Consider the following 22282-nt stretch of genomic DNA (forward strand, 5'->3'; position numbering starts at 1 on the left):
TCGCTGCCTATTCTGGCATCAAGATTGCAGGTTTGGCTCCGATTGTCCTTGAATTCTTCCTTGGAGCTTTGGCCCATGCGTATCCGACTATCGACCTGTTTCGCCGTGCTTGCACTGGCGTTGTCCGCGATTCCGGCGGGCGCCGAAACGGTGCTGCGCTACGGCATCTCGATGGCGGACATCCCGCTGACGACCGGCCAGCCCGATCGCGGCGCGGGCGCCTATCAGTTCACGGCCTACACCATCTACGATCCGCTCGTGGCGTGGGAGATGGACGTCGCCGACCGGCCGGGAAAGCTGGTGCCCGGATTGGCCACCGAGTGGAGGGTCGATGCCGAGAACAAGACCAAATGGCGCTTCACCTTGCGCAAGGGCGTGAAGTTTCACGATGGCAGCGAGTTCGATGCCGACGCCGTGATCTGGAATCTGGACAAGGTGCTCAATGACAAGGCGCCGCAATTCGACAAGCGCCAGAGTGCGCAGGTCAAGACCCGCCTGCCTTCGGTCGCGAGCTACGCCAAGATCGACGACTTCACGGTGGAGATCACCACCAAGACGGTCGATTCCTTCTTTCCCTATCAGATGCTGTGGTTCCTGGTCTCCAGCCCGGCGCAATACGAGAAGCTCGGTAAGGACTGGGACAAGTTCGCGAGCCAGCCTTCGGGGACCGGCCCGTTCAAACTGACAAAACTGGTGCCGCGCGAACTCGCCGAGCTCACGAAGAATCCGGATTATTGGAACAAGAAGCGTATTCCCAAGGTCGACAAGCTCGTGCTGGTGCCGATGCCGGAAGCGCTGACGCGCACCAATGCGCTGCTGGCCGGGCAGGTCGATCTGATCGAGACGCCGGCGCCGGATGCCGTGCCGCAGCTCAAGGCCGCCGGCATGAAGCTCGTCGACAACGTTACGCCGCATGTCTGGAATTATCATCTGAGCGTGCTGCCGGGTTCGCCCTGGACCGACATCCGCCTGCGCAAGGCGCTGAACCTCGCGATCGATCGTGAAGCCGTGGTGGGCCTGATGAATGGCCTTGCGAAACCCGCCAAGGGACAGGTCGATCCGTCGAGCCCCTGGTTCGGCAAGCCGAGCTTCGAGCTGAAATACGATGTCGCAGCCGCCAAGAAGCTGGTCGAGGAAGCCGGCTACTCCAAGGCGAAGCCGCTGAAAGCGACCTTCATCATCGCACAGGGCGGCACCGGCCAGATGCTGTCGCTGCCGATGAACGAATTTTTGCAGCAGAGCTTCAAGGAGACCGGCATCGACATCGATTTCAAGGTCGTCGAGCTCGAGACACTCTATACGCATTGGCGCAAGGGCGCGGCCGACGAGATGAACGCCGGCATCACCGCCAACAACATCGCCTATGTCACCTCTGACCCGCTCTACGCCATCGTCCGCTTCTTCCATTCGAGCCAGATCGCGCCGGTCGGCGTCAACTGGGGCGGCTACAAAAACCCGAAGGCCGACGCGCTGATCGACGAGGCCAAGCAGACCTTCGACAGCGCCAAGCAGGACGAGTTGCTGGCGCAGGCGCACGCGCTGATCGTCGACGACGCCACGCTGGTATGGGTGGTGCACGACACCAACCCGCATGCGCTGTCGCCCAAGGTCAAGCAGTTCGTGCAGGCGCAGCACTGGTTCCAGGATCTCACGACGATCGGGGCGGAGTGAGGCTCAAGGTCGGCACCCCGCTTCCGCAAACACCACTGTCGTCCTGGCGAAAGCCAGGACGACACCTCTTATTAAGGCGACGGCCTGCGGCGTCGAACACCGCTGTCGTCCCGGCGTAGCCGGGACCCATAACCACCGAGTTGAATTCGGCAACGACAGCCAACTCCGATCTGGCGTACAGCTTCTGCTGCGGAGTATGGGTCCCGGCCTGCGCCGGGACGACACCGAGGGTTTAGCCGCTAGCAAGCGCCTCCCTTATTTCGTCAGCAGCGCATAGGCCCCGGTCCAACCTTCCGGCGGTGGATTGACCTGGAATTCCTTGATGCGCACTTCATAGAGCTTGAACAGCTTTTCCAGCGTGTCGGCATCCTCGCTCCTGCGGCCGCGGTCGATCGCGTCCAGCGCGCCCTGCCAGTCGCGGCTGCGATAGCAGGCGAGCATTTCGATGGTGACGTTGCGCAGGCGCTGGAAGGCGCCTGAAAGCATCACATCCTCGCGGCCGGCGATGGCATAGATCACCTCCGGCTCGGTCTTGCCCTTGACCATGATGAAGTCGAGTTCGAGGATCGCGAACTTGTCCTTGGCCGCGAGCGCGGTGCGCGAGCCAACGATAATGGGAAAGCCGTATTCCTTCGACTGGCCTTCCAGGCGCGAGGCCAGGTTGACGCTGTCGCCGAGCACCGAATAGTTCTTCTTCAGGTCGGATCCCATGTTGCCGACGACGCCGATGCCGGTGTTGAGACCGATACCGACATTGAGCGGGATGTAGACGTGACCGCCATCAATGGCCTCCTGCTCGCGGTCCTTGTTCACCGCGTCGATCTTCTCCAACATCTGGATCGCGGCCTCACAGGCGTTGACCTCGTGCTCGGCATCGTCGAGCGGCGCATTCCAGAACGCCATGATGGCGTCGCCCATATATTTGTCGATATAGCCCTTCTGATCGATGATCACGTCGGTCAGCGGAGTCAGGAAGCGGTTCATCAGCGCGATCAGGCCCTGCGGATCGTGCTTGTAGGTTTCCGATATGGTGGTGAAGCCGCGCACGTCGGAGAACATGATCGTCATTTCGCGCTCCTCGCCGCCGAGGACGAGTTTTTCCGGTGACTGCGCGAGTTGCTCGACCAGCACCGGCGACATGTATTGCGCGAACATGCCGCGGATCTGCACGCGCTGGCGCTGCTCGCGCACGAAGCTGGCGAAGATTAGCGTCAGATAGATCGCGGTGGTCGAGAGCAGCGGATAAGTGAAGTCGATGAGATAGCGGTGCTGCGCATAGAAGAACCAGGACACTCCGATCAGGATAGCGGCGAAGGTCGCGCCGGCAAGCACGAGGCGAACTGGTCCGAGGTTCGGCGTGAAGATGATGACGAGCAAGCCGATGACGAGCGCGGCGAGCAGCTCGACGCCGAGCGCATAGTTCGGCTGGGAGATCACCGCGCCGCTCAGCACGCTCTCCAGCACCTGGGCGTGGATCTCGACGCCGGGCATGGTCGAGGACACCGGCGTGGTCTTGATGTCGTTGAGCCCAACCGCCGAGGTGCCGATCAGCACCAGCTTGCCGGCGATCTTGTTAGGCGGCACCGTATTGTCGAGCACGTCGGCGGCCGAGACGTAGATCGAGGGATCCTGGCGCGCGTAATGCACCCAGAGCTGACCGTTCCTGTCGGTTGGGATCTCCACGCCCTTGAGACGCACGGCCCGCACGCCGGTCTTGTCGGTCCGAACCAGCAAGGTCGGCGTGCCCGTGACGACGCGCAAAATCTCGAGGCTCAGCGAAGGCATGACCATGCCCTGGGCGCGCATGATCATCGGCACGCGCCGGATCAGGCCGTCGCGCTCGGTCTTGATCGAGAACAGGCCGCGGCCGGCCGCGACCTTCTCGATCTCGGGCACGTTGCGCAACAGCCCGGGAAATTCGAATAGGAAGCGCTCAGCGCCCTCCTCGCCGACCGTCGCGACGCCGGTGAAGGGCAGCGACTTGTCGACCTCGGACGAAATCGCCCGCTGCCCAGTCTCGCCCAGGATCACGCGCGAGCGCTTGATCGCTTCGGAGAGGATCTGGTCGTTGCTCGGCAGCTCGCGCAGCTTGGCGCGGGTGGCGTCGTCCAGGTAGCGCATCTGGCTCGCGACCAGATCCGGGTTGAGCCGGTCGGCCTCCGAGAACACGACGTCGAAGCCGATCGCCACCGCGCCGTGATTGGTGAGGTTCTGGATCATGTCGGCGATCCGCGTCCGCGGCCACGGCCACTGGCCGAGCTTGGCGAGGCTCTTGTCGTCGATGTCGACGATGGTGACCGGCCGCGCCGTCTTGTGGCGCGGATCGATCAATTGAAACATGTCGAACGTGCGCAGCCGCAGTTCCTGGATCGGAGGCGGATCCCAGAGCCGAGCGCCGGCAAATACGACCAGCAGCGCAAGGCACATCAGCCGCGCAAACCCGAACTTGCGCGCAAACCACCGCCGCAGGATCTTGAGACGTTTCATGGTGGCTGGATATCACGCTTTGGCGGTGAACGGCAGCGTGGATCGGGCCTGCCGACGATCGCGGCCCATCATGCAGCAATCAGGCATGGACGATGAAGTCGCTCGCCTGGAGGTGGGCGACACCCTTCAGAAGGATGGTGTCCGAAGCGTTGATCGTGACCAGGGTGTCAGCGGAATTGGTCGGCGAAGCCGCCACGTGCTGCGCCATCCATGCCCCAAAATCGCTGGCGGTCACGACTGCCGACAAGTCGATATGGTCCTGACCGGGCGTGAAATTGGTGATCGTATCGTTGTTGGAACTGGCGGCGAACACGAACTGGTCCTGATGGCCTGTCCCGATGAAGTCATCTTGCCCGGCCGTGCCAAAGAGCAGGCTAACCGTCTTGCTTGCGTTGTGACTGTCGGCCACGGTGAGCGTGACCGTCTGTATGGCCGCACCTTCACTTGCATCAGTGTAGGTCACGGTCTGCAGCGCGGAATTGATATGCGCCAAGGTATCGGACGTCGACGCCGGACTCAAATTGCTACCCGAGCCGGAGGCAACGAGCGTGAAGGTTTCATTGGCAGCCGCATCGGAGTCGGTGGCCGAGATACCGTGCACAGTGACTTGAGCGTCGTCATGCGTGAGGCTGATCTGGTTGACGTCCATTACCGGCGCATCGTTCGCGCCGTCCACGTCCACCGTGAGTGTCGCAGTGCCGGTCGCGCCATGCGCGTCCGTCGTCTGGACCGTAAACGTATCCGCGAAGGGCCCTTCTTGCAACGCGTTGATCGCAGCCGCGTCGGGAACGTAGGTGTAGCTGCCGTCAGAGTGGACCGTCAGCGCGCCGTAGTGTCCTGGAGCCGTCCCGCAACTATCCGCATTCTGGACAGAATAGGTCAGCGTCACCGTCTCGTCGGCATCGGCGTCGGTGCCCGCGAGATTTCCGGTGAGATTGGAGAAGGTGTCGGTCGCCGCCGTGTCCGTAAGCTTGCCGAGGTTGAGAGCGGACAGCGTTGGCACGTCGTTGGCGCCCGTCAGGTCCACCGTGTATATCGCCGTGGAGGCGGCGCCATGTGCATCCGTGACCTGGACCGTGAAACTGTCGGAATAGTGCAAGCAGCCCGGCAGCGCGTTAATCGAAGCCGCATCGGGAACGTAGGTGTAGGTGCCGTTCGTGTTGAGCGCCAGCGCGCCATAGTGACCCGTGACCTCTCCGACTGCCTGGTGATCTGCGTTCAGCAAGGTGTAGGTCAGCGTATCGCCGGAGTCGGCATCGGTCCCGACCACCTGTCCGGTGAGGTCAGAGAAATTATCCGCTGCGCACGTATCGGTGAGCTGCCCGATGCTACCATCGGTCAACACCGGAGCGTCGTTGGCGCCTGTTACGGCAACCGTGAATGATGCCGTGCCGACAGCACCTTGCGCGTCCGTGGTCTGAATCGTGAAGACGTCCGAACAAGGGCCTTCCGAAAGCGCGTTGATCGAAGCCGCATCGGGAACGTAGGTGTAGGTGCCGTTCGCGTTGACCGTCAGCGAGCCGTACAGGCCAGCCGTCGTCCCATGACTATCCGCGTTCAGAACGGCATAGGTCAGCCCCGCCGTCTCTCCATGGTCGGCGTCGGTTCCGACCAGCATTCCCGTGACGTCCGAGAAGCTGTCGGCGATGGAGGTATCGACGAGCGGATCCGTGGTGACCGCGGCCAAGGTCGGCGCGTCGTTCTTGCCTGTGATCGTGACCGTGACGTCGGTTGTGGCGGTCTCGCCGTAATCGTCCGTGCTCGTGATGGTAGAAACCACCTTCGCGGTCTGGTCCTTGGCGAGGAAGTCCAGCGCGCCGTCGGCGATCGAATAGCTCCAGGTGACGATGCCATTGTTCAGCCCGGCCTGCGGCAGAAGCGTCAGCCCGCTCTTGAGCGCCGCGATCTCGTCAAGCGAGAGCGACGAGGTGAGGTTAGTGCTGTGATCGGCGCCAAGCGAGGTCACGTCCTGGCCGGTGATCTGTGCCGACGGCAGGTCGGTCAGGTCGATGTCGGTGAAGTCAATCGCGCCGGTCGCAGGCGTTGAGGTATCGGAGGTGGCGAAGTCACCGGTGGCGTCCGCCTGCTCGGAGACGCCCCCCGCCAGCACGCCGCCGGCGGTGAAGGCCGGGGCGTGGTCATCGGTCATCGTGATCAGCGTGTGGCCAGTGCCGTCGTCGCTCCCGGCGAAATGGGCATTGCTGTAGTCGGCGCCGGCCAGGTTCAGGCTGATGTGATTGCCGTCCGCATCGGTCACCGTCAGCACGCCGCCGGTCGCGGGATTGGAGTTTGCAACATAGACCGCGCTGGTGCCGAGCCCGTATTTGATCGTCGACAGGTCGATCGTGTCGTTCGCCGACAGCTCCGCGATCGATCCGCCGAACGTATCCGTATCGATCTCAACCGCGGCGCCGTCGCCCGCGAGGTTGATCGTCTGCGCGACCGTGCCTTCGAGCTTCAGCAGCGCACCGGCATCGACGGTGACCGAGCCCGTGCCGGTCAGCAAGCCGAACAGCGACAGCTCGCCATCATGGACCTCGATGCTGCCGGTATTGCTGATGGTGCCCGAGATCGACGCCGTGCCCCAGCTGTCGATGTGGCTGTGATTGACGAGTCCAGGCCCACCCAGGGAGATCGAGGCGCCGTTGAGGAGATCGATGACACCGTCATTGACGATCGACGACGCATTGCCGAAGGCGCTCGTGCCGGCGACCGTCCAGGTGCCGCCGGACTCGTTATTGAAGGTCGCGCTGGCGACCGAGATATTGCCGTTGATGTGGCCGGTGTTGTTGATCGTGAGGCTGCCACCGATCTCGATGATCGCGTCGGTCGCGGAGGTCACGCTCGAAGCGGCGGGCGGCCCGATGGTGCCGGAATTGTTGATCACCGAACCGGTCGTATCCTGCTGGATGTGGATCGCCGCATTGCCACCGGCGCCCACGATGGAGCCGGAATTGACGATGTGGATCGAACCGGTCGCGCCCGAAAACTCCAGCGTCGCGCCAACATCGACGATTACCTTGCCTGAACCGGCGATGCCGCCCGCAAGGTCGAGAATGCCGCTCTGGACCTCGATGATGCCAGTGTTGGTGACGCTGCCCGTGACCGTATCGACGCCGGCGCTGTAGAGATTGCCGGCATTGCTCAGGCTGCCGCCGTTGATCGAAACGTCGGTCAGATAGAGCTTCGAGGTGCCGTCGACCGTGATCGACCCAGCACTGCTGTTGCTAACGGTGAGATTTGCCAGCTTCAGCGTGCCGTGGTTGACTGCCTCAAGAGCCGCAGTGTTGGAGATATCCTCACCGGAGACGTCGAGCACGCCGCCCTTCGCCTGAATGAGATTGTGATTGGTGATGGCGTGAAGCGTGGCGGGATCAATCGTCAGCGTACCGCTGGTGACCGTGATCGTGCCGGTGTTGGTAATGTCGGCATTGTCGATGGCGCTGGTGCCGGTCGATTCCAGCGTACCGGCAATCGTCACCGTGCCGCCGTCGATGGTCGCGCCCTGAAGATCGAGTGCCGAGCCGGACTCGACCGAGACACTACCGCTGCCGGTGTCGGTCACCGTCATCCCGATCAGCTTCAGTGTCCCATGATTGATCGCCGCCAGCGTGCCGGTGTTTGCGATGGCTTCGCCGTTGATGTCGAGCTCGGCGCCATTGGCCCTGAGGATGCCGCCATTCGCGATCGAGCTTGCGGAGGTCGTCGCCAGCAGCGTCAACGCGCCCAGGGTTGCCTCGATCAGATAGTTGTTCGAGATGTTGGCGTCGGTAATCGCAGTTGTGCCGGTCGAATTCAGCGTGCCCGAAACGGTGAGCGCGCCGCCTGTCAGGCTCGCACCGTTCAATGTCAGCTTGCTGCCTGCATCGACCTTGACCGTGCCATGATTGGCGATTGCGGTGCCCGCAACTATCACGTCATCCAGCGTCAGGATGACGCCGCTCTCGACCGTCACGGCAGTGGTGCTCAGCGTCGCCGATTGATCGATCTTGCTGGCGCCGGTGACATCGATCGTGCCGAGACCGTTGATCGTACCACCGCTGATCGTCGCGCCGTTAACTGTCAGCTTGCCGTTGGCATCGACCGTGACGTTACCGGCATTCGCGACCGTCGAGCCCTGGTCGATCGTCAGCGCGCCATTCGTCAGCACCTCGATCGTGCCGGTGCTCGCATTCGTGATCGTCTCGTGGTCCAGCGCGTTGCCGGTGCCGCTGACCTTCAACGCCGCGTTGTTGTTCAGGATGCCGCCGCTCAGCACCGCAGCGCCGGTCAAATCGATCTCGCCATTGCCGGTGACCGTGCCGGTGCCGTTGATCGTCGCCCCGTTGACCGTCAGCTTGCCGTTGGCATCGACCGTGACGTTACCGGCATTCGCAACCGTCGAGCCCTGGTCGATCGTCAGCGCACCGTTCGCCAGCACTTCGATCGTACCGGTGCTCGCGTTCGTGACCGTCTCGTGGTCCAGCGCGTTGCCGGTGCCGCTGACCTTGAAGGCCGCGTTGTTGTTCAGGATGCCACCGCTCAGCACCGCAGCGCCGGTCAAATCGATCTCGCCATTGCCGGTGACCGTGCCGGTGCCGTTGATCGTCGCCCCGTTGACCGTCAGCTTGCCGTTGGCATCGACCGTGACGTTACCGGCATTCGCGACCGTCGAGCCCTGGTCGATCGTCAGCGCACCGTTCGCCAGCACTTCGATCGTGCCGGTGCCCGCGTTCGTGATTGTTCCATGGTCTAGCGCGTTACCCGTGCCGCTGACCTTGAAGGCCGCGTTGTTGTTCAGGATGCCGCCGCTCAGCACCGCAGCGCCGGTCAAATCGATCTCGCCATTGCCCGTGACAGTCCCGGTACCGCTGATCGTGGCGCCGTTAACTGTCAGCTTGCCAGCGGAATCGATCGTGACGTTGCCGGCATTCGCGACAGTCGAGCCCTGGTCGATCGTCAGCGTGCCGTTCGCCAGCACCTCGATCGTGCCGGTGCTCGCATTCGTGATCGTCTCATGGTCGAGCGCGTTGCCGGTGCCGCTGACCTTGAAGGCCGCATTGTTGTTCAGGATGCCGCCGCTCAGAACCGCGCCGCCGGTCAGATCGATCTCGCCATTGCTGGTGACCGTACCGGCACCATTGATCGTGGCGCCGTTCACCGTCAGCTTGCCGTTGGCATCGACCGTGACGTTGCCGGCATTCGCAACCGTCGAGCCCTGGTCGATCGTCAGCGCGCCGTTCGCTAGCACTTCGATCGTGCCGGTCGTCGCATTCGTGATCGTTTCGTGGTCCAGCGCGTTGCCGCTGCCGCTGACCTTGAAGGCCGCGTTGTTGTTTAGGATGCCGCCGCTCAGCACGGCAGCGCCGGTCAGGTCGATCTCGCCGTTGCCGGTGACAGTCCCGGCACCGTTGAGCGTGGCGCCATTGACTGTCAGCTTGCCGTTGGCATCGACCGTGACGTTACCGGCATTCGCGACCGTCGAGCCCTGGTCGATCGTCAGCGCGCCGTTCGCCAGCACTTCGATCGTGCCGGTGCTCGCATTCGTGACCGTCTCGTGGTCCAGCACGTTGCCGGTGCCGCTGACCTTAAAGACCGCGTTGTTGTTCAGGATGCTGCCGCTCAGCACCGCAGCGCCGGTGAGATCAATCTCACCGTTGCCGGTGACCGTGCCGGTGCCGCTGATCGTGGCGCCGTTGACCGTCAGCTTGCCGGTGGCGTCCACCGTGACGTTGCCGGTGTTGGCGACGCCGGAGCCCTGGTCGATCGTCAGCCAGCCATTCGCCAGCACCTTGATCGTGCCGCCGGACGTGTTTGCGACGGTCTCGTGGGCGAAATCCGCCGTGCCCTTGACGTTGACCGCCCCTGAATTGTTCAGCGTGCCGTTCTTGAGGACGCTGCTGCCGTCGAGTTCCAGCGTGCCGGCGATGGTGACCGTGCCGCCGCTGATGGTGGCGGTGTCGACGATCAGCGTCGTGCCGGCATCGGCCTTCAGCGTGCCGCCGGCATTGTTAATTCCGGCGAGCGTCTTCAGCGTGCCGCCGAACAGCTCGATCGTGCCGGAATTGGTGATTGTGGTGCCGTTGGCGAAATCGCCGCCGCCCTTGAGCGTCAGGTAGCCGGCATTGGTGAGGACGCTGCTGTCCAGGAACTCAGCCTTGCCACCAACCGAGATCGTGCTTGCCGTGAAATTGGTGAGCTTCGAATCGGCCTTGAGGCTGATCTCGCCCGCAATCGTCAACGCACTCTTGTTGATGACTTCCGGCGCCTTGTGGCCGACCGCGGTGTCGTAGTCGTTCATCGTGATCGACTTGGCAAAGGCTGCCGTGTCGATCGTCACCGGATAGGACGGCGTCAGCCCATGCAGCTGGTCGGTGATGACGATGACGTCGTCATTGATGGTCGGGACCGTGCCGGTTGCCCAGTTGGCCGCATCCTTCCAGAAGCCGCCCGAGGGAGCGCCGGGCTTGTCGGTCGCGATCCACACCACGGCGGGAGCGTCGGTGCCGGTGATCGTGACGGTGATGGTCTGCTGCGAGGTGGCGCCTTGCGCGTCCTTGAGCGTCACGGTGTAGACCAGCGTCAGCACCTCACCCTTGGGGATGAAGTCGGCGAGATAGACCGGCAGGTCAGCCAGCGACCAGTTGATGGTGCCGGTGCCGTCTCCGGTGCTATCGGCGCCCGCCGCGATCGCGACCGACATCGCGCTCTGGAACGCCGCAAGCGGCCCCGGCGGAACGGTGCCGTCAGGCAGGGTCGCGCTGCTCAACGCCACCGACACCGTATGCTTGTCGGTGAGATCGACGTCGTCGAAGCTCAGCGTGCCCGACGTGGGAACATCGCTGGTGAGCGGGCCACCCGGCACGCTGGTGCCGCCTTCGAAGATGATGGTCGGAACGCTGGTGGTGATCACCGGCTTGTCGTTGGTGCCGGTGATCGTGATGGTGATGTCGATGGTCGACGTTTCGGGATTGACCGAGAAATTATTGTTGACGCGGACCTTGTAGGTCAGCGTCAACGTTTCGCCCGCCGCGAGGAAGTCGAAGACGTGGTCGGGAATCGTGTAGGTCCAGACCGCCGAGCCGTTGTTGTTGTTACCGGCGGCTGCGGCCACGCTGAGCTGGATCTGCGTTGCCGCGATGTCCTGCTTCTGGAGCGCAGAGAGCGCGCCGGTGACATCCTGCTGGCCGGCGTTCTTGTAGACAAAGTTCGGCGCATCGCCGAGGTCTATGCTCACCGTTGGCAGATCGGCCAGGTTTTGATCGACGAAGGTGATGCGACCGGAGATGGTATCGTAATGAGTTGTGTCGCCGGTCGTGCCCGCGCGCTCGATCATCTCGAACGCCGTCTTCACATTGCCGTTGAGATCGAGGCTTTGACGAACGGGCGGGCCGGGAATGCGGGTGCTGGTCGACGGATTATGGCCGGTCCCCTGCGATCCCGGCTCAGGGAGATGCGTGAAGGTCGCGGTCGCGGTGGCACCGGTATCCGTCTTGATGAAGACAATGTTGCCGGTCTGCGTGATCGAGTCGGTGAAGTTCTGGGTCAGCTTGGTGTTGCTGTTGTTGTCCGTGAACTTCAGCGTGAACACGTCCGTGATCAGCTTCTGGATGTCCGGCGACATCAGCGCATTGGAGATCGAGACGTTGCCGCCGCTGATCTGGATCATCTGGCCGGCCTGGTTGACCGTCGCGATCGGCAGCAGCGTGACCTTGTCGAACAGGATGTAGGAGCCCGTCGTGCCGTTCGGCTCGACCAGCACCTGGAAGCTTGCCTGCGGCTGCGGATCGCCGCCGCCAGCGGGAACGACGAAGTTGATCTGGCTCAGCACCGCCGTACCGCGGATGCCCATGGTGGCGACCGGCGTGTCGACCTTCATGTCGCCGTGCTTAGCGGTCTCACCGGCAACGAAAGTGATGGTGCCTGCGACCAGACTGAGCAGAGAGGAATTGTTCGACCCGTTGGGGTCGTAGACCATATCGTTCAGCACCATCCGCGCATTGGAGGACAGGCCGAACACCGTGCCGTCGATGAACGTAATGCCGAGCGTCGAGTCGCCGCCGGTCGAGACCACGTCGCCCTTCTCGACGTTGTCGCCATTGTTCAGGATGACGGAGACGCCGTTACGGACCGCGGTCGCGCTGCCGGAGAGCTTGGTGACGTGGCCGATGACCTGCGCGGCGGCAATGCCTGAGGCGGCCTGCGCGTATTGCACATGGCCGGTGAGTGCGTTGACGACGTCGCCGGTGAGGTGCGCGCCGTCGGGCGAGGCGATCGCCGCGCGCTTGTCGCCCCTGAAATAATCGTGAACGACGAAATCGTGCCCATCATGAGACAGCACGAGATCGAGACCGGCGCGCTTGAAATCGCCGTTGAAGATCAGATTCGGGTCGGGAACCACGAATGCGCCATCGGGCACGTGGCCGTGTGCCTTCGCAGTAAAGGAATCGACATGGCCATCGGCGGGCGATCGGGAACCCAAGCCGTCCAAGGAAATCGCGGCGTCAAATTTGCCAGCGTAATTCAATCCGGGCACCAAAAAAGGAGTTAAAATCTAAGTAAGTATCGCTCGCCTAAACTTGCATATCATTACCAAGTCCTTAGCGAAACCACCTATTGCTTGTGTGATTTCGCATCACCAAGCGGTCGATGCTCTCGGACGGCTGGGCACCTGCAGGGAAGCAAAAGTAATCTTTCAAATACTCATAAGTAAAGTAGCGCTTATTTTCGCTCATTTCAGTAACCTCATGTATTCTATTGCAGAAATCTGGCAATAGATACTTCTGTCATCTTTTGTTCGTGGTGCCCCGCACCACCCTGCGGCAAATACGGGGCCAAATCTGTGATCCAGCTAACAGAACTCACGAAATAGCCAGCCGTTAGCCATAAGGCGCAGAATCAGTTCCACAACAACTTCTGCCTGCAATTGGTCCCTCTTCGCGGCAACTGCCGCCCTCCTAGCCGGCGAATCGTAAAATTTTACGCAATATGAGCAGGCCCGTTTCAGCCTGTTGCCCGGTTTTGGGACCCCAGGCCGGGCGCGTTAAGCAGAACAAAACCGCCCGCCTCGCACTATCTCCGCGAAAGCAACAAAGCCCGGCACGTGCAGGTCGAGGGGGACCTGGCGAAGCCGGAAGGGGATGTCAGATGGAGACCGCTGCTCGTTCGCGCGCTTGGCGCGCTATCCTTGTGCTGTGCGGATTGATCCTACTCGGATCGGCCGCCGAGCTTCGCGCTGGCACGCTACTATCGCCGGGAGCCGGCGTCCTCGTGCGCAAATCCGCCGAGCCGTTCGGCGTGTTCGCCTTCGCCATCTCCGCCGGCAGCCTGCAACAGAAATGGCTCGCCCTGAGGTCCAGGCTCGACGATGACATGGTGCAGCTCGCCCTGTGCGACGGCGATCGGGACAATTGCGCTTCGCCCGCTGCGCTGAAACTGCTCGCGATCGTCGACCAGGCCCGCAGCCGTGACGGCCGCGCCCGGCTGGGCGAAACCAATCGCGCCATCAACCTCGGCATCCGCGCCGCCGATGACGGTTCTGAGGACGTCTGGAGCTCGCCGCTCGCGACCTTCGCGCGTGGCGCCGGGGATTGCGAGGACTATGCCATTGCCAAGCTCGCCGCTCTTAAGCTCGCGGGCATTGCCGCGGAAGATCTCCGCATCGTCGTGGTGCGCGACCTCAGGGCCGGCGAAGAGCATGCGATTGCCGCTGCACGGCTCGACGGCCACTGGCTGATGCTCGACAACCGTCGCATGGCAATGGTCGAGGACGACGCTGCACGGAGCTACCAGCCGCTGTTCGTGCTCTACCAGTCGGCCGTGTTGAAATATGTCGACGAGCCCGTGCGGTTCTCGATGATCGCCGCCGAGGCGCGTTGATCTTGTTGTAGCCCGGTATAAAGTACGCTTACCCCACAAAGTCATTTCGCCGCGCGATTCGGGACGCTAGCATGCCCGCGGCTATGCGGGGGCGACTGGAATGCGGTTCATCGTGCTGACTATGCTTGCGCTGCTGGCCTTGCCGGCGGCTCCAGGCTTCGCGCAATCCAGCCCGTCCGACCGCTCCGTCGCCGACAGGCTGCCGCTGTTCGCCAGGAACAACTGCCAGCAGATCCGCGATCCCGGCAATCAATTGTTCTGCGGTGATGCCGAGCTTGCCGCCGCCGCCGAGAAGCTGAGCACGGGAATCGAGGCGCGGCTTGCCCGCCTGCCCGATCGCCTGCCCGGGATCGAGGAGAACGCGATCTGGATCCGCCAGCGCAATCTCGGTTGCGGCATCGTCGGCCAGACCGCGATCCGCGCCGAAGATTTCGACCGGGTGAAGGCATGTCTTCTCAAGGTGACCGATGAGCGCGCAGCGATCGTACGCGATCCGGATTTCGACTGTCTCGCCGCCAACACCGCCGCGGGCGCGCTGATCTGTGCGGACCCGTCGCTGGCGCTGGCCGAGACTGAGTTGAACAGCCAGGTTCTCGGCCTGATCGGCAAGCTCGATCCGACCGCGGCGCGCTTTGCCTTCGCCGAATACGGCCGGTGGACGCGGGAGCGCGATCGCAAATGCAATCTGGTTGGCAAGGAGAACGTGCCGCTCGGGGAGCTCGAGTCCGCGGAGGACTGTCTCGCCGGCTATCTGAAGCACAAGGCTGACGAGATTGGCACGGCGAAAGGCGATCCGAAGAAGGTGTTCGGCCGGCAGGTCGCAGCCCACTCGCCCGACACCGATGCCGTCGATTTCTGCGCCGCGCGAATCCACGCGGCCAATTCCTGCGGCAACTTCCTCCGCATCAACCGCGTCTACGCACTCGACAGCCAGGTGGGCGAGCAGGAAGCGCAGGTCACGGGCGAGATCGAGATGGCCGTGCTGGCGCCCTTCGCCACCTGCAGCAAGATCGCCACGACCTGTACGGGCACCTGCTGGGATGCCAGAACGGGTCGTCCGCAGCCCGGCGTCGGCAACAAGGAGCGCTCCACGGACGCCTTCAACGTCACACGCCGCCTGCGGATCCAGCGCACGTTTGCATTTGTCAAAGCCGCCGATGGCTGGCGCTGCCGGGAAGACGAACTGGCCCCGGTGAATTCAGGCACCGCAGGTGGGGGATCGTAGGGCTGTGTGCTCTCCCTCTCCCCGCTCTTCGCAGGGAGAGGGTTGGGGTGAGCGGCTGCTTCAGCGAATCCGGTGACAGTTAGACTCGCGGAGAGCCCCCTCACCGGGAAATTTGCTGCGCAAATTCCCGCCTCTCCCCGCATGCGGGAAGAGGCGAAGAAATCAAAACATCAGATTGTCCTTCACCAGAACCCAGCGGCCGCCCTTGACCTGCTGCACCTGGGTGATGGTGTTGGCGAGGTGGTCGGTCTTGGAGAATTTGGTCGGCGGCGAGTTGAAGATGTCGAGGAACTTGTCGCCCGATTCCAGCGCGTCCAGCATCTTCTGGCCGGTCAGATCCTTGCCCGCCTTGTTGGCGTAAAACGCGAACGTCATCACCGCATTGTAGCCAATGATGGCCTGCGTGTTGGCATCGGTGCTGAACATCTTCTTGTAGTTGACCAGCCAGTCCTTCACCTTGCCCTTTGCGGTGTCCTCATAGGGAATCTCGAATCCGGACGCAGCATAGAGGCCTTCGACCGCCTCCTTGCCGAGCATGGGCACCTCCATCACGTTGGTCGGCGTCGCGCCGAGAAAGGTGACCTCCCAGCCGAGCTTCTTGGCTTCCGTCATCGCGCCGATGGGCTCACGGAGCACAGCGCCGAGCACAACGAGGTCGCAGCTGTCGGACTTCATCTTGGCGATCTGCGCGCTGAAGTCGGAGGCACCGCGCTTGTAGCTCGTGATCGAGGCCGGCTGCACCTTCATGGCAGTAAGCTGCTGGTTGAAGCCGTCGAGCACGTTCTTCCCGTACTCGTCGTCCTGATGCATGATGCAGGGTTTCTTGAAGTTCTTCCACTCCATCATGTATTTCAGCGCCGCCCGCGTACTCTCGACATAGGGCAGCAGATTGTTGAACTTCAGCCGCTCCTGCGGCTTGGCGGGATCGAACTTGAACGTGAACTCCGCCGCCGTCAGCGGGAAGAGCTGAAGCACGCCGGCGTCGAGCAGGATATCCTGCGCCGCCAGCACGGTCGGCGAGCCCATTGGCCCCACCATCGCGAAGATCTTGTCGCGCTCGATCAACTTCTGCGACGCGAGCACGGCCTTCTTCGGATCGTAGCCGCTGTCCTCGACGACAAGCCGAATCTTCCGCCCCTGGACGCCGCCGGCGGCGTTGATCTCCTCGACCGCCATCTTCATGCCGTTCGAGACTGGCACACCCCAGCCCTTGATCGGCCCCGACAGATCCTGATGGGTGCCGATGACGATCTCGGAGGCCGAGATGCCCTCATTGGTGACCTTGGTCTGCGCCGCGGCAGGCAGACAGGTGAGCACCACCGCGCCTGCCGCAAAGCCGAACGTTTTCAACGATCTCGACATTGAAGTCTCCTCTCCTTGGGGCCCTTATGATGCGAAGGGTGGGGCCTTCACTCCTTCCCTGTTATTCAAACAAGATTGTTCAAGCCACCGCCCGCGCCGGATACATCGCGTCGATCTCGGCGGCATAACGCTTGTTCACGAAGCCGCGCTTCAGCTTCATGGTTGGCGTCAGCTCTTCGTCCTCCGGGGTGAGCTGGCGTTCGATCAGATAGAATCTCTTGATGGTCTCGACGCGGGCGAAATTGGCATTGACCGTTTCGATTTCGCGCCAGATCAGGTCCTGGATCTCCGCCGCGCGGCACAGGCTGGCATAATTGGTGAAGGGGATGTCGTGGTCCTGCGCGAATTTCTCGACATTCTCCTGGTCGATCATCACGAGGCAGGTGAGGTATGGCCGCTTGTCGCCGATCACCACGGAATCCGAGATGTAGGGCGAGAATTTCAGTTGATTTTCGATTTCGGACGGCGTGATGTTCTTGCCCCCGGAGGTGATGATGATGTCCTTCATCCGGTCGGTGATGCGGACGAAGCCCTCATTGTCGATGGTGCCGACGTCGCCGGTATGCAGCCAACCGCGATGGTCGATGGTCTCGGCTGTCCTCTCCGGCTGGTTCAGGTAGCCCATGAACAGGAAGTCGCCCCTGATCAGGATTTCCCCCTCGGGTGACAGCGCGACTTCGCCCCAGGAAACCGCCTTGCCTACCGAGCCGAGCTTGATCCGCTCCGCCGGCATCATGGTGGCGACCCCGCAATTCTCGGTCTGGCCGTAGACCTCGTGAATGTCGATGCCGAGCGCGAGATACCAGCGGATCAGCTCCGGCGCGATTGGCGCCGCGCCGGTGAAGGCGATGCGGCAACGGTCGAGCCCGATCATGCGTCGGATGTTGCGGAAGACGACCCGGTAAGCGATGCCGTTGGCGAGCCGCAACGGCAGCGGCGGCGGCTTGCCTTCAATCCTGCAATCGACCATGCGATAGCCGATGTCGATGGCGCGGCGGTAGACCCATTGCTGCAACCGCGTCGCATCCTTCAGCGCGATGGTGATCGCGGAATAGAATTTCTCCCAGATCCGCGGCACCGCGAGGAAGATGGTCGGCTGCACCTCGCGCAGATTGTCCGGCACAGTCTCCGGACTCTCGGCAAAATTCATCACCGAGCCAAGCGCGACCGAGATGTAATAGCCGCCGATCCGTTCGGCGACGTGGCAAAGCGGCAGGAAGATCAGCCGGTCCTCGTTCTCGCGCGCCGGAATGAAATCGTTGGCGTGCCGCATCTGGTGCGTGACGCTACGGTTGGCGTGCATGGCGCCCTTGGGCGGACCCGTGGTGCCGGATGTATAGACGAGGACCGCGAGATCGCTTGCGCTACGACTGTCGACCATCTCCTGCCACAGCGCCTCGCGGCCGGCCATGTGGTTGCGCCCGAGCGCGCGAAACTCGTCGAGCGACATCACCATTTCATCGGAGAAGCCGCTGAGGCCCTCCATGTCGAACACGATGATCTTTCGCAGAGACGGGCAGCGTGCGCGACAGGCCAGGATCTTGTCGAGTTGCTCCTCGTCCTCGGCGAAGATCACCTTCGTCCGGGAATCGTTGACGAGATATTCGACTTGGGATGAGGCATCGGTCGGATAGATCCCGGAAGAGACGCCGCCGGCGCACAGAATGCCCATGTCGACATGGACCCATTCCGGCACGGCGTTGGCGATGATGGAAGCAACGTCGCCGGGCCTGAAGCCGATGGCATGCAGCGCGTAGGCGACCTCCTTCGAGATCTCCAGCCATTCGCGCCAGCTGGTCGGCTGCCAGATCCCGAATTTCTTCTCGCGTATAGCCGGCCTGTCGCCCCGCGTCTCCGCGGCGCGCAAAAAGCTTTTCGCGATCGTGTCAGCGACCGTCAGCACCGCCGGTCGGGCCATGCACGTCTCCTCCCTGTCGCGTTCCCCTCCGCTGCCTGCCTTGCCGGCGGTCTATATTGGCGGATGGGCTTTGGTATTTAAGGCTTTTTCTAACGCCAAGTCTTCCCTTAACGCCAAGTCTTCCTCTAACGCCAAGTCTTCTTCTTTTTCCAGCGCCGCTCGCCTCGTGCGCCCGCTTCCTTGGCGCCAAGGTAGAATTCCTGGATGTCCTTCGAATGCATCAAGCGGTCGCAGCTGTCGTTCATCACGATCCGGCCGGTCTCCAGTACATAGCCATAATGCGCCGTCTCCAGCGCCACCTTGGCGTTCTGCTCGACCAGCAGGATCGACATGCCCTGCTCCTCGTTGACGCGCCGGATGATCGCGAAGATTTCCTTCACCAGGATCGGCGACAGCCCAAGCGAGGGCTCGTCGAGCAGCAACAGAGTCGGCCGGTTCATCAGCGCGCGGCCGATCGCGAGCATCTGCTGCTCGCCGCCGGAGAGCTGTCCGGCCGGCTGGTTGATGCGCTCCTTCAGCCGCGGGAAATAGCCGTAGACGCGCTCCAGATCGTCCGCAACGCCGTTACGATCCTTGCGCGGATAGGCCCCCATCATCAGGTTCTCGCGCACGGAGAGGAACGGGAACACCTCGCGTCCCTCCGGCACGTGGCTGAGGCCCAGCCGCACGATCCTGTCCGCCTCCATGCGTTGAATCGACTTGCCCATGAACTCGATGGCGCCCTTCTGCGGATCGAGAATGCCCGAGATCGTCTTCAGCACCGTCGTCTTGCCGGCGCCGTTGGCGCCCAGCAGCGTGACGATGCGGCCGCGCGGCACTTCGAGCGAGATGCCGCGGATGGCCATGATCGGCCCGTAATAGCTCTCGATGTTGGAGAGTTTCAGGATGATGTCTGGTGTTACCACGGCATCCATCGCGTCAGGCTCCCAGATAGGCGGCAACGACATCGGGGTGCTGTTGCACTTCGGCGGGCGAGCCCATCGCCAGCACCCGGCCGTAGTTCAGGGCGATGACGCGGTCGGAGACGCGGTTGACCAGCGACATATCGTGCTCGACCATGAGCACGGTGACGCCGAGCTCGCTCTTCAGGTCGCGGATCCAGAACGACATGTCGTCGGTCTCCTCCACGTTGAGGCCGGAGGACGGCTCGTCGAGCAGGATCAGCTTCGGCTCCGAGCACAGCGCGCGGGCCAGCTCGATCACCTTGCGCACGCCGTAAGGCAGACCCGAGATCAGCTTGTCGCGGTAGGGCTCGAGATCGAGGAATTCGATGACCTGTTCGACCCTGCGGCGATGCACCTTCTCGTCGGCGCGCACGCCCGGCAGGAACAACAGCTCCTGCCAAAGCTGCGTGGTCGAATGCCGGTGGCGGCCGACCAACAGGTTCGACAACACCGTCGCATTCTCGAACAGTTCGATGTTCTGGAACGTGCGGGCGATGCCGAGCCTTGCGATGTCGTGGGGCGGCTGCTCCGTGATGTCCTGGTCTTCGAAGAAGATGCGACCCGAGGTCGGGCGGTAGATCCGCGAAATCAGGTTGAAAATCGAGCTCTTGCCGGCACCGTTGGGCCCGATGATCGAGAGGATCTCGCCCTTCTCGACCGCGAACGACACCGCATCGACGGCCTTCAGCCCACCGAAATGCAGGGACAAGTTCTCGGCGCGAAAATAGCTCATCGGTTGCGCTCCGACTTCACGTAGATCTTCTGCCGCTTGAAGGTGGCGCGCTTGTAGAGCGGGAACAGCTGGAAGAAGAGTTTGATCTTGAGCCAGCGGCCGTAAAGCCCGAGCGGCTCGAACAGCACGAACAATACGATGATGATGCCGTAGATCGCGCCTTTCAGGCCGTTGAGCGAGGCAAAGGCCGCGACCTTGGACTGGACATTGGCTGCGGCTTGCGTGCCCGCTCCGAAGGTCGCTGCAATGCCGGCGATGATGCCGGGCATGTCGTCCTTGAGGTAGGTCAGGAACGGATCGATCATCACGATGAAGATTGCCCCCAGCACCGCGCCGTGCAGGCTGAAGGTGCCGCCGATCAGGATTACGATGATGAACTCGATCGAGAGTTGGAGCGTGAACATCTCCGGCGAGATGAAGGAGAGCTTGTGCGCAAACAACACGCCGGCGAAGCCGGTGATCGCCGCGGAGATCGCAAAGGACTTCACCTTGTACAGCGCGACATTGACGCCCATGCTGCGCGCAGCGGTCTCGCTGTCGCGGATCGCGACGAAGGCGCGCCCGGTGGGCGAACGCAGCAGATTGAGCGTACCGACGATGGTCAGCACCAGCACGGCGAGGCAGAGGAAATAGAAAGTGGGGCTGTCGCGCGGCACCGCAACGCCGAGCAGCGACAGCGTCTTCACCCGCATGCCCTCGTTGCCGTGGGTCACGCTCTCCCAACGCGCCAGGATCTCCTCGACGATCAAGGCGAAGGAGATAGTGGCGATGACGAGGTAGATGCCCTGGAGCCGCAGCGCGGGAAAGCCGACCAACGCGCCAATGCAACCGGACAGAAGGCCTGCGGCGAGGAAGTAGACCGGGAACGGCACGTTGTACGTCTGCAAGTACGCCGCCGTGTAGGCGCCGATCGCGAGGAACGCCGCGTGCCCGAGCGAGGCCTGCCCGGTGAAACCGGTCAGGATCAGCAGCGCCACGCCGACGGTCGCATAGATGCAGACGAAGACGAGCTGGCTCATCAGATAGCTGGAGAGCACATAGGGCGCGATCAGCAGCACGGCCAGCAGGAGACCGTATGAGACGTAATAGCCCGAATGCGGAAACAGCCTGATGTCGTCCTCGTAGTCGGTCTTGAACAGGAAGCGCATGCGTTCAGACCTTCTTGCGGACGTGAAGGCCGAACAGGCCTTCGGGCTTGAGCAAGAGCACGGCGAGCAGCACGATGTAGGGCGCGACGTCCTTCCAGCCCTCGGCCAGATAGAAGCCCGCCATGCTCTCGATGACGCCGATCAGGACGCCGCCGACCACGGCGCCGGGGATCGAGCCGAAGCCGCCGAGCACGGCGGCCGGAAACGCCTTGAGGCCGAGCACGAGGCCGACATTGGAATGGATGAAGGTGATCGGCGCCAGCAGCACGCCGGCGCAGGTCGCGACCGCCGCGCTGATCGCCCAGACGATCGACACCACGCGCTTGACCGGAATGCCCATGTAATAGGCCGCGAGCATGTTCTCGGAACTGGCGCGCATCGCAGTGCCGAGCGTGGTCTTGTTGAAGAACAGATAGAGCAGCGTGCACAGGATCATGGTCGCCGCGATCACCGAGAGCTTGTCGTAGGCGAGCACCAGCGGGCCGATGCGCAGCACGCCCTGGCTAAACGGCGTCTCGATCTTCAGATCATCGGTCCCCCAGATCATGCCTGCGATCGAGCGCAGGAAATAGCCGAGCCCGATGGTGGCCATGATGATGGAGAATTGCGGATAGCCGAGGATCGGCCGCACCACCACGCGCTCGGCCAGCATGCCGAACAGCGCCATCGCCGCCACCGCACCGGCAAAGCCGATCCAGTAGTTCAGCCCCATCATGCCGATGAAGGTGAAGGCAAAGAAGCCGCCCAGCATCATCAAATCGCCCTGGGCGAAATTGACGACCTCGGTGGCTTTGTAGACAAGCACGAAGCCGAGCGCGATCAGGCCGTAGACGCAGCCGAGCGCAACACCGCTGACCAGCTGCTGAACGAAATCCAGCATCGTCGCGCATCCTCCCGATACAACCGGCGGTTCTTCCTGACCGCCTTGCCGCATCT

Annotated in this window: 11 protein-coding genes; 3 read left to right on the plus strand and 8 right to left on the minus strand. The window is 62.7% G+C overall.

All coding sequences use genetic code 11. The features are described 5' to 3' along the window. Positions 1-75 precede the first annotated feature (75 nt). The gene (locus tag IVB19_RS33920) at positions 76-1671 is read left to right on the plus strand and encodes an ABC transporter substrate-binding protein (RefSeq protein ID WP_018457598.1); all 1596 of its coding nucleotides are present in this window, start codon (positions 76-78) and stop codon (positions 1669-1671) included. A 255-nt stretch (positions 1672-1926) separates the two neighbouring features. On the opposite strand, the gene IVB19_RS33925 is transcribed toward IVB19_RS33920, so the two are convergent. Beyond that, positions 1927-4158 carry a CHASE2 domain-containing protein gene (locus tag IVB19_RS33925; RefSeq protein ID WP_018457599.1) on the minus strand — a complete coding sequence of 744 codons (2232 nt, stop codon included), beginning with the start codon at positions 4156-4158 and terminating at the stop codon, positions 1927-1929. 79 nt (positions 4159-4237) lie between these two features. Then, positions 4238-12556 (minus strand): VCBS domain-containing protein, encoded by an 8319-nt coding sequence (locus tag IVB19_RS33930; RefSeq protein WP_247531396.1) that lies wholly within the window; start codon positions 12554-12556, stop codon positions 4238-4240. A 728-nt stretch (positions 12557-13284) separates the two neighbouring features. On the opposite strand from IVB19_RS33930, the gene IVB19_RS33935 reads away from it, so the two are divergent. Together IVB19_RS33935 and IVB19_RS33940 are read left to right on the plus strand one after the other, a co-directional pair. After that, complete coding sequence (locus tag IVB19_RS33935; protein ID WP_018458192.1) at positions 13285-14016, plus strand: transglutaminase-like cysteine peptidase; 732 nt, start codon at positions 13285-13287, stop codon at positions 14014-14016. A 100-nt stretch (positions 14017-14116) separates the two neighbouring features. Beyond that, positions 14117-15241 (plus strand): lysozyme inhibitor LprI family protein, encoded by a 1125-nt coding sequence (locus IVB19_RS33940; protein WP_018458191.1) that lies wholly within the window; start codon positions 14117-14119, stop codon positions 15239-15241. Between the two features lie 162 nt (positions 15242-15403). On the opposite strand, the gene IVB19_RS33945 is transcribed toward IVB19_RS33940, so the two are convergent. The 6 genes from IVB19_RS33945 to IVB19_RS33970 form a co-directional block, all read right to left on the minus strand. Further along, positions 15404-16603: an ABC transporter substrate-binding protein gene (locus IVB19_RS33945; protein WP_026233521.1), complete on the minus strand. Its 1200-nt coding sequence runs from the start codon at positions 16601-16603 to the stop codon at positions 15404-15406. A gap of 79 nt (positions 16604-16682) precedes the next feature. Continuing rightward, the gene (locus tag IVB19_RS33950; RefSeq protein WP_018458189.1) at positions 16683-18521 is read right to left on the minus strand and encodes an AMP-dependent synthetase/ligase; all 1839 of its coding nucleotides are present in this window, start codon (positions 18519-18521) and stop codon (positions 16683-16685) included. 125 nt (positions 18522-18646) lie between these two features. Beyond that, entirely contained in the window at positions 18647-19435 is a 789-nt protein-coding gene (locus IVB19_RS33955; RefSeq protein ID WP_018458188.1) for an ABC transporter ATP-binding protein, read from the minus strand. Between the two features lie 4 nt (positions 19436-19439). After that, a complete protein-coding gene (locus tag IVB19_RS33960) occupies positions 19440-20198 on the minus strand; it encodes an ABC transporter ATP-binding protein (RefSeq protein ID WP_018458187.1) in 759 nt (252 codons plus the stop codon). After that, positions 20195-21346, minus strand: coding sequence for a branched-chain amino acid ABC transporter permease (locus tag IVB19_RS33965; protein ID WP_018458186.1), 1152 nt, complete (start codon positions 21344-21346; stop codon positions 20195-20197). The genes IVB19_RS33960 and IVB19_RS33965 overlap by 4 nt, the downstream gene beginning before the upstream one ends. A gap of 4 nt (positions 21347-21350) precedes the next feature. After that, a complete protein-coding gene (locus tag IVB19_RS33970; protein WP_018458185.1) occupies positions 21351-22226 on the minus strand; it encodes a branched-chain amino acid ABC transporter permease in 876 nt (291 codons plus the stop codon). Between the last annotated feature and the right edge of the window lie 56 nt (positions 22227-22282).

Origin of the sequence: Bradyrhizobium sp. 187, from assembly GCF_023101005.1 — a bacterium.
Taxonomy (GTDB): domain Bacteria; phylum Pseudomonadota; class Alphaproteobacteria; order Rhizobiales; family Xanthobacteraceae; genus Bradyrhizobium; species Bradyrhizobium canariense_D.

Bases quoted from the DNA above. Each gene is read 5' to 3' on its own strand.
- IVB19_RS33950 (WP_018458189.1), bottom strand. From the start codon at position 18,521: ATGGCCCGACCGGCGGTGCTGACGGTCGCTGACACGATCGCGAAAAGC.
- IVB19_RS33920 (WP_018457598.1), top strand. From the start codon at position 76: ATGCGTATCCGACTATCGACCTGTTTCGCCGTGCTTGCACTGGCGTTG.
- IVB19_RS33960 (WP_018458187.1), bottom strand. From the start codon at position 20,198: ATGAGCTATTTTCGCGCCGAGAACTTGTCCCTGCATTTCGGTGGGCTG.
- IVB19_RS33940 (WP_018458191.1), top strand. From the start codon at position 14,117: ATGCGGTTCATCGTGCTGACTATGCTTGCGCTGCTGGCCTTGCCGGCG.
- IVB19_RS33925 (WP_018457599.1), bottom strand. From the start codon at position 4,158: ATGAAACGTCTCAAGATCCTGCGGCGGTGGTTTGCGCGCAAGTTCGGG.
- IVB19_RS33945 (WP_026233521.1), bottom strand. From the start codon at position 16,603: ATGTCGAGATCGTTGAAAACGTTCGGCTTTGCGGCAGGCGCGGTGGTG.
- IVB19_RS33965 (WP_018458186.1), bottom strand. From the start codon at position 21,346: ATGCGCTTCCTGTTCAAGACCGACTACGAGGACGACATCAGGCTGTTT.
- IVB19_RS33970 (WP_018458185.1), bottom strand. From the start codon at position 22,226: ATGCTGGATTTCGTTCAGCAGCTGGTCAGCGGTGTTGCGCTCGGCTGC.
- IVB19_RS33955 (WP_018458188.1), bottom strand. From the start codon at position 19,435: ATGGATGCCGTGGTAACACCAGACATCATCCTGAAACTCTCCAACATC.
- IVB19_RS33935 (WP_018458192.1), top strand. From the start codon at position 13,285: ATGGAGACCGCTGCTCGTTCGCGCGCTTGGCGCGCTATCCTTGTGCTG.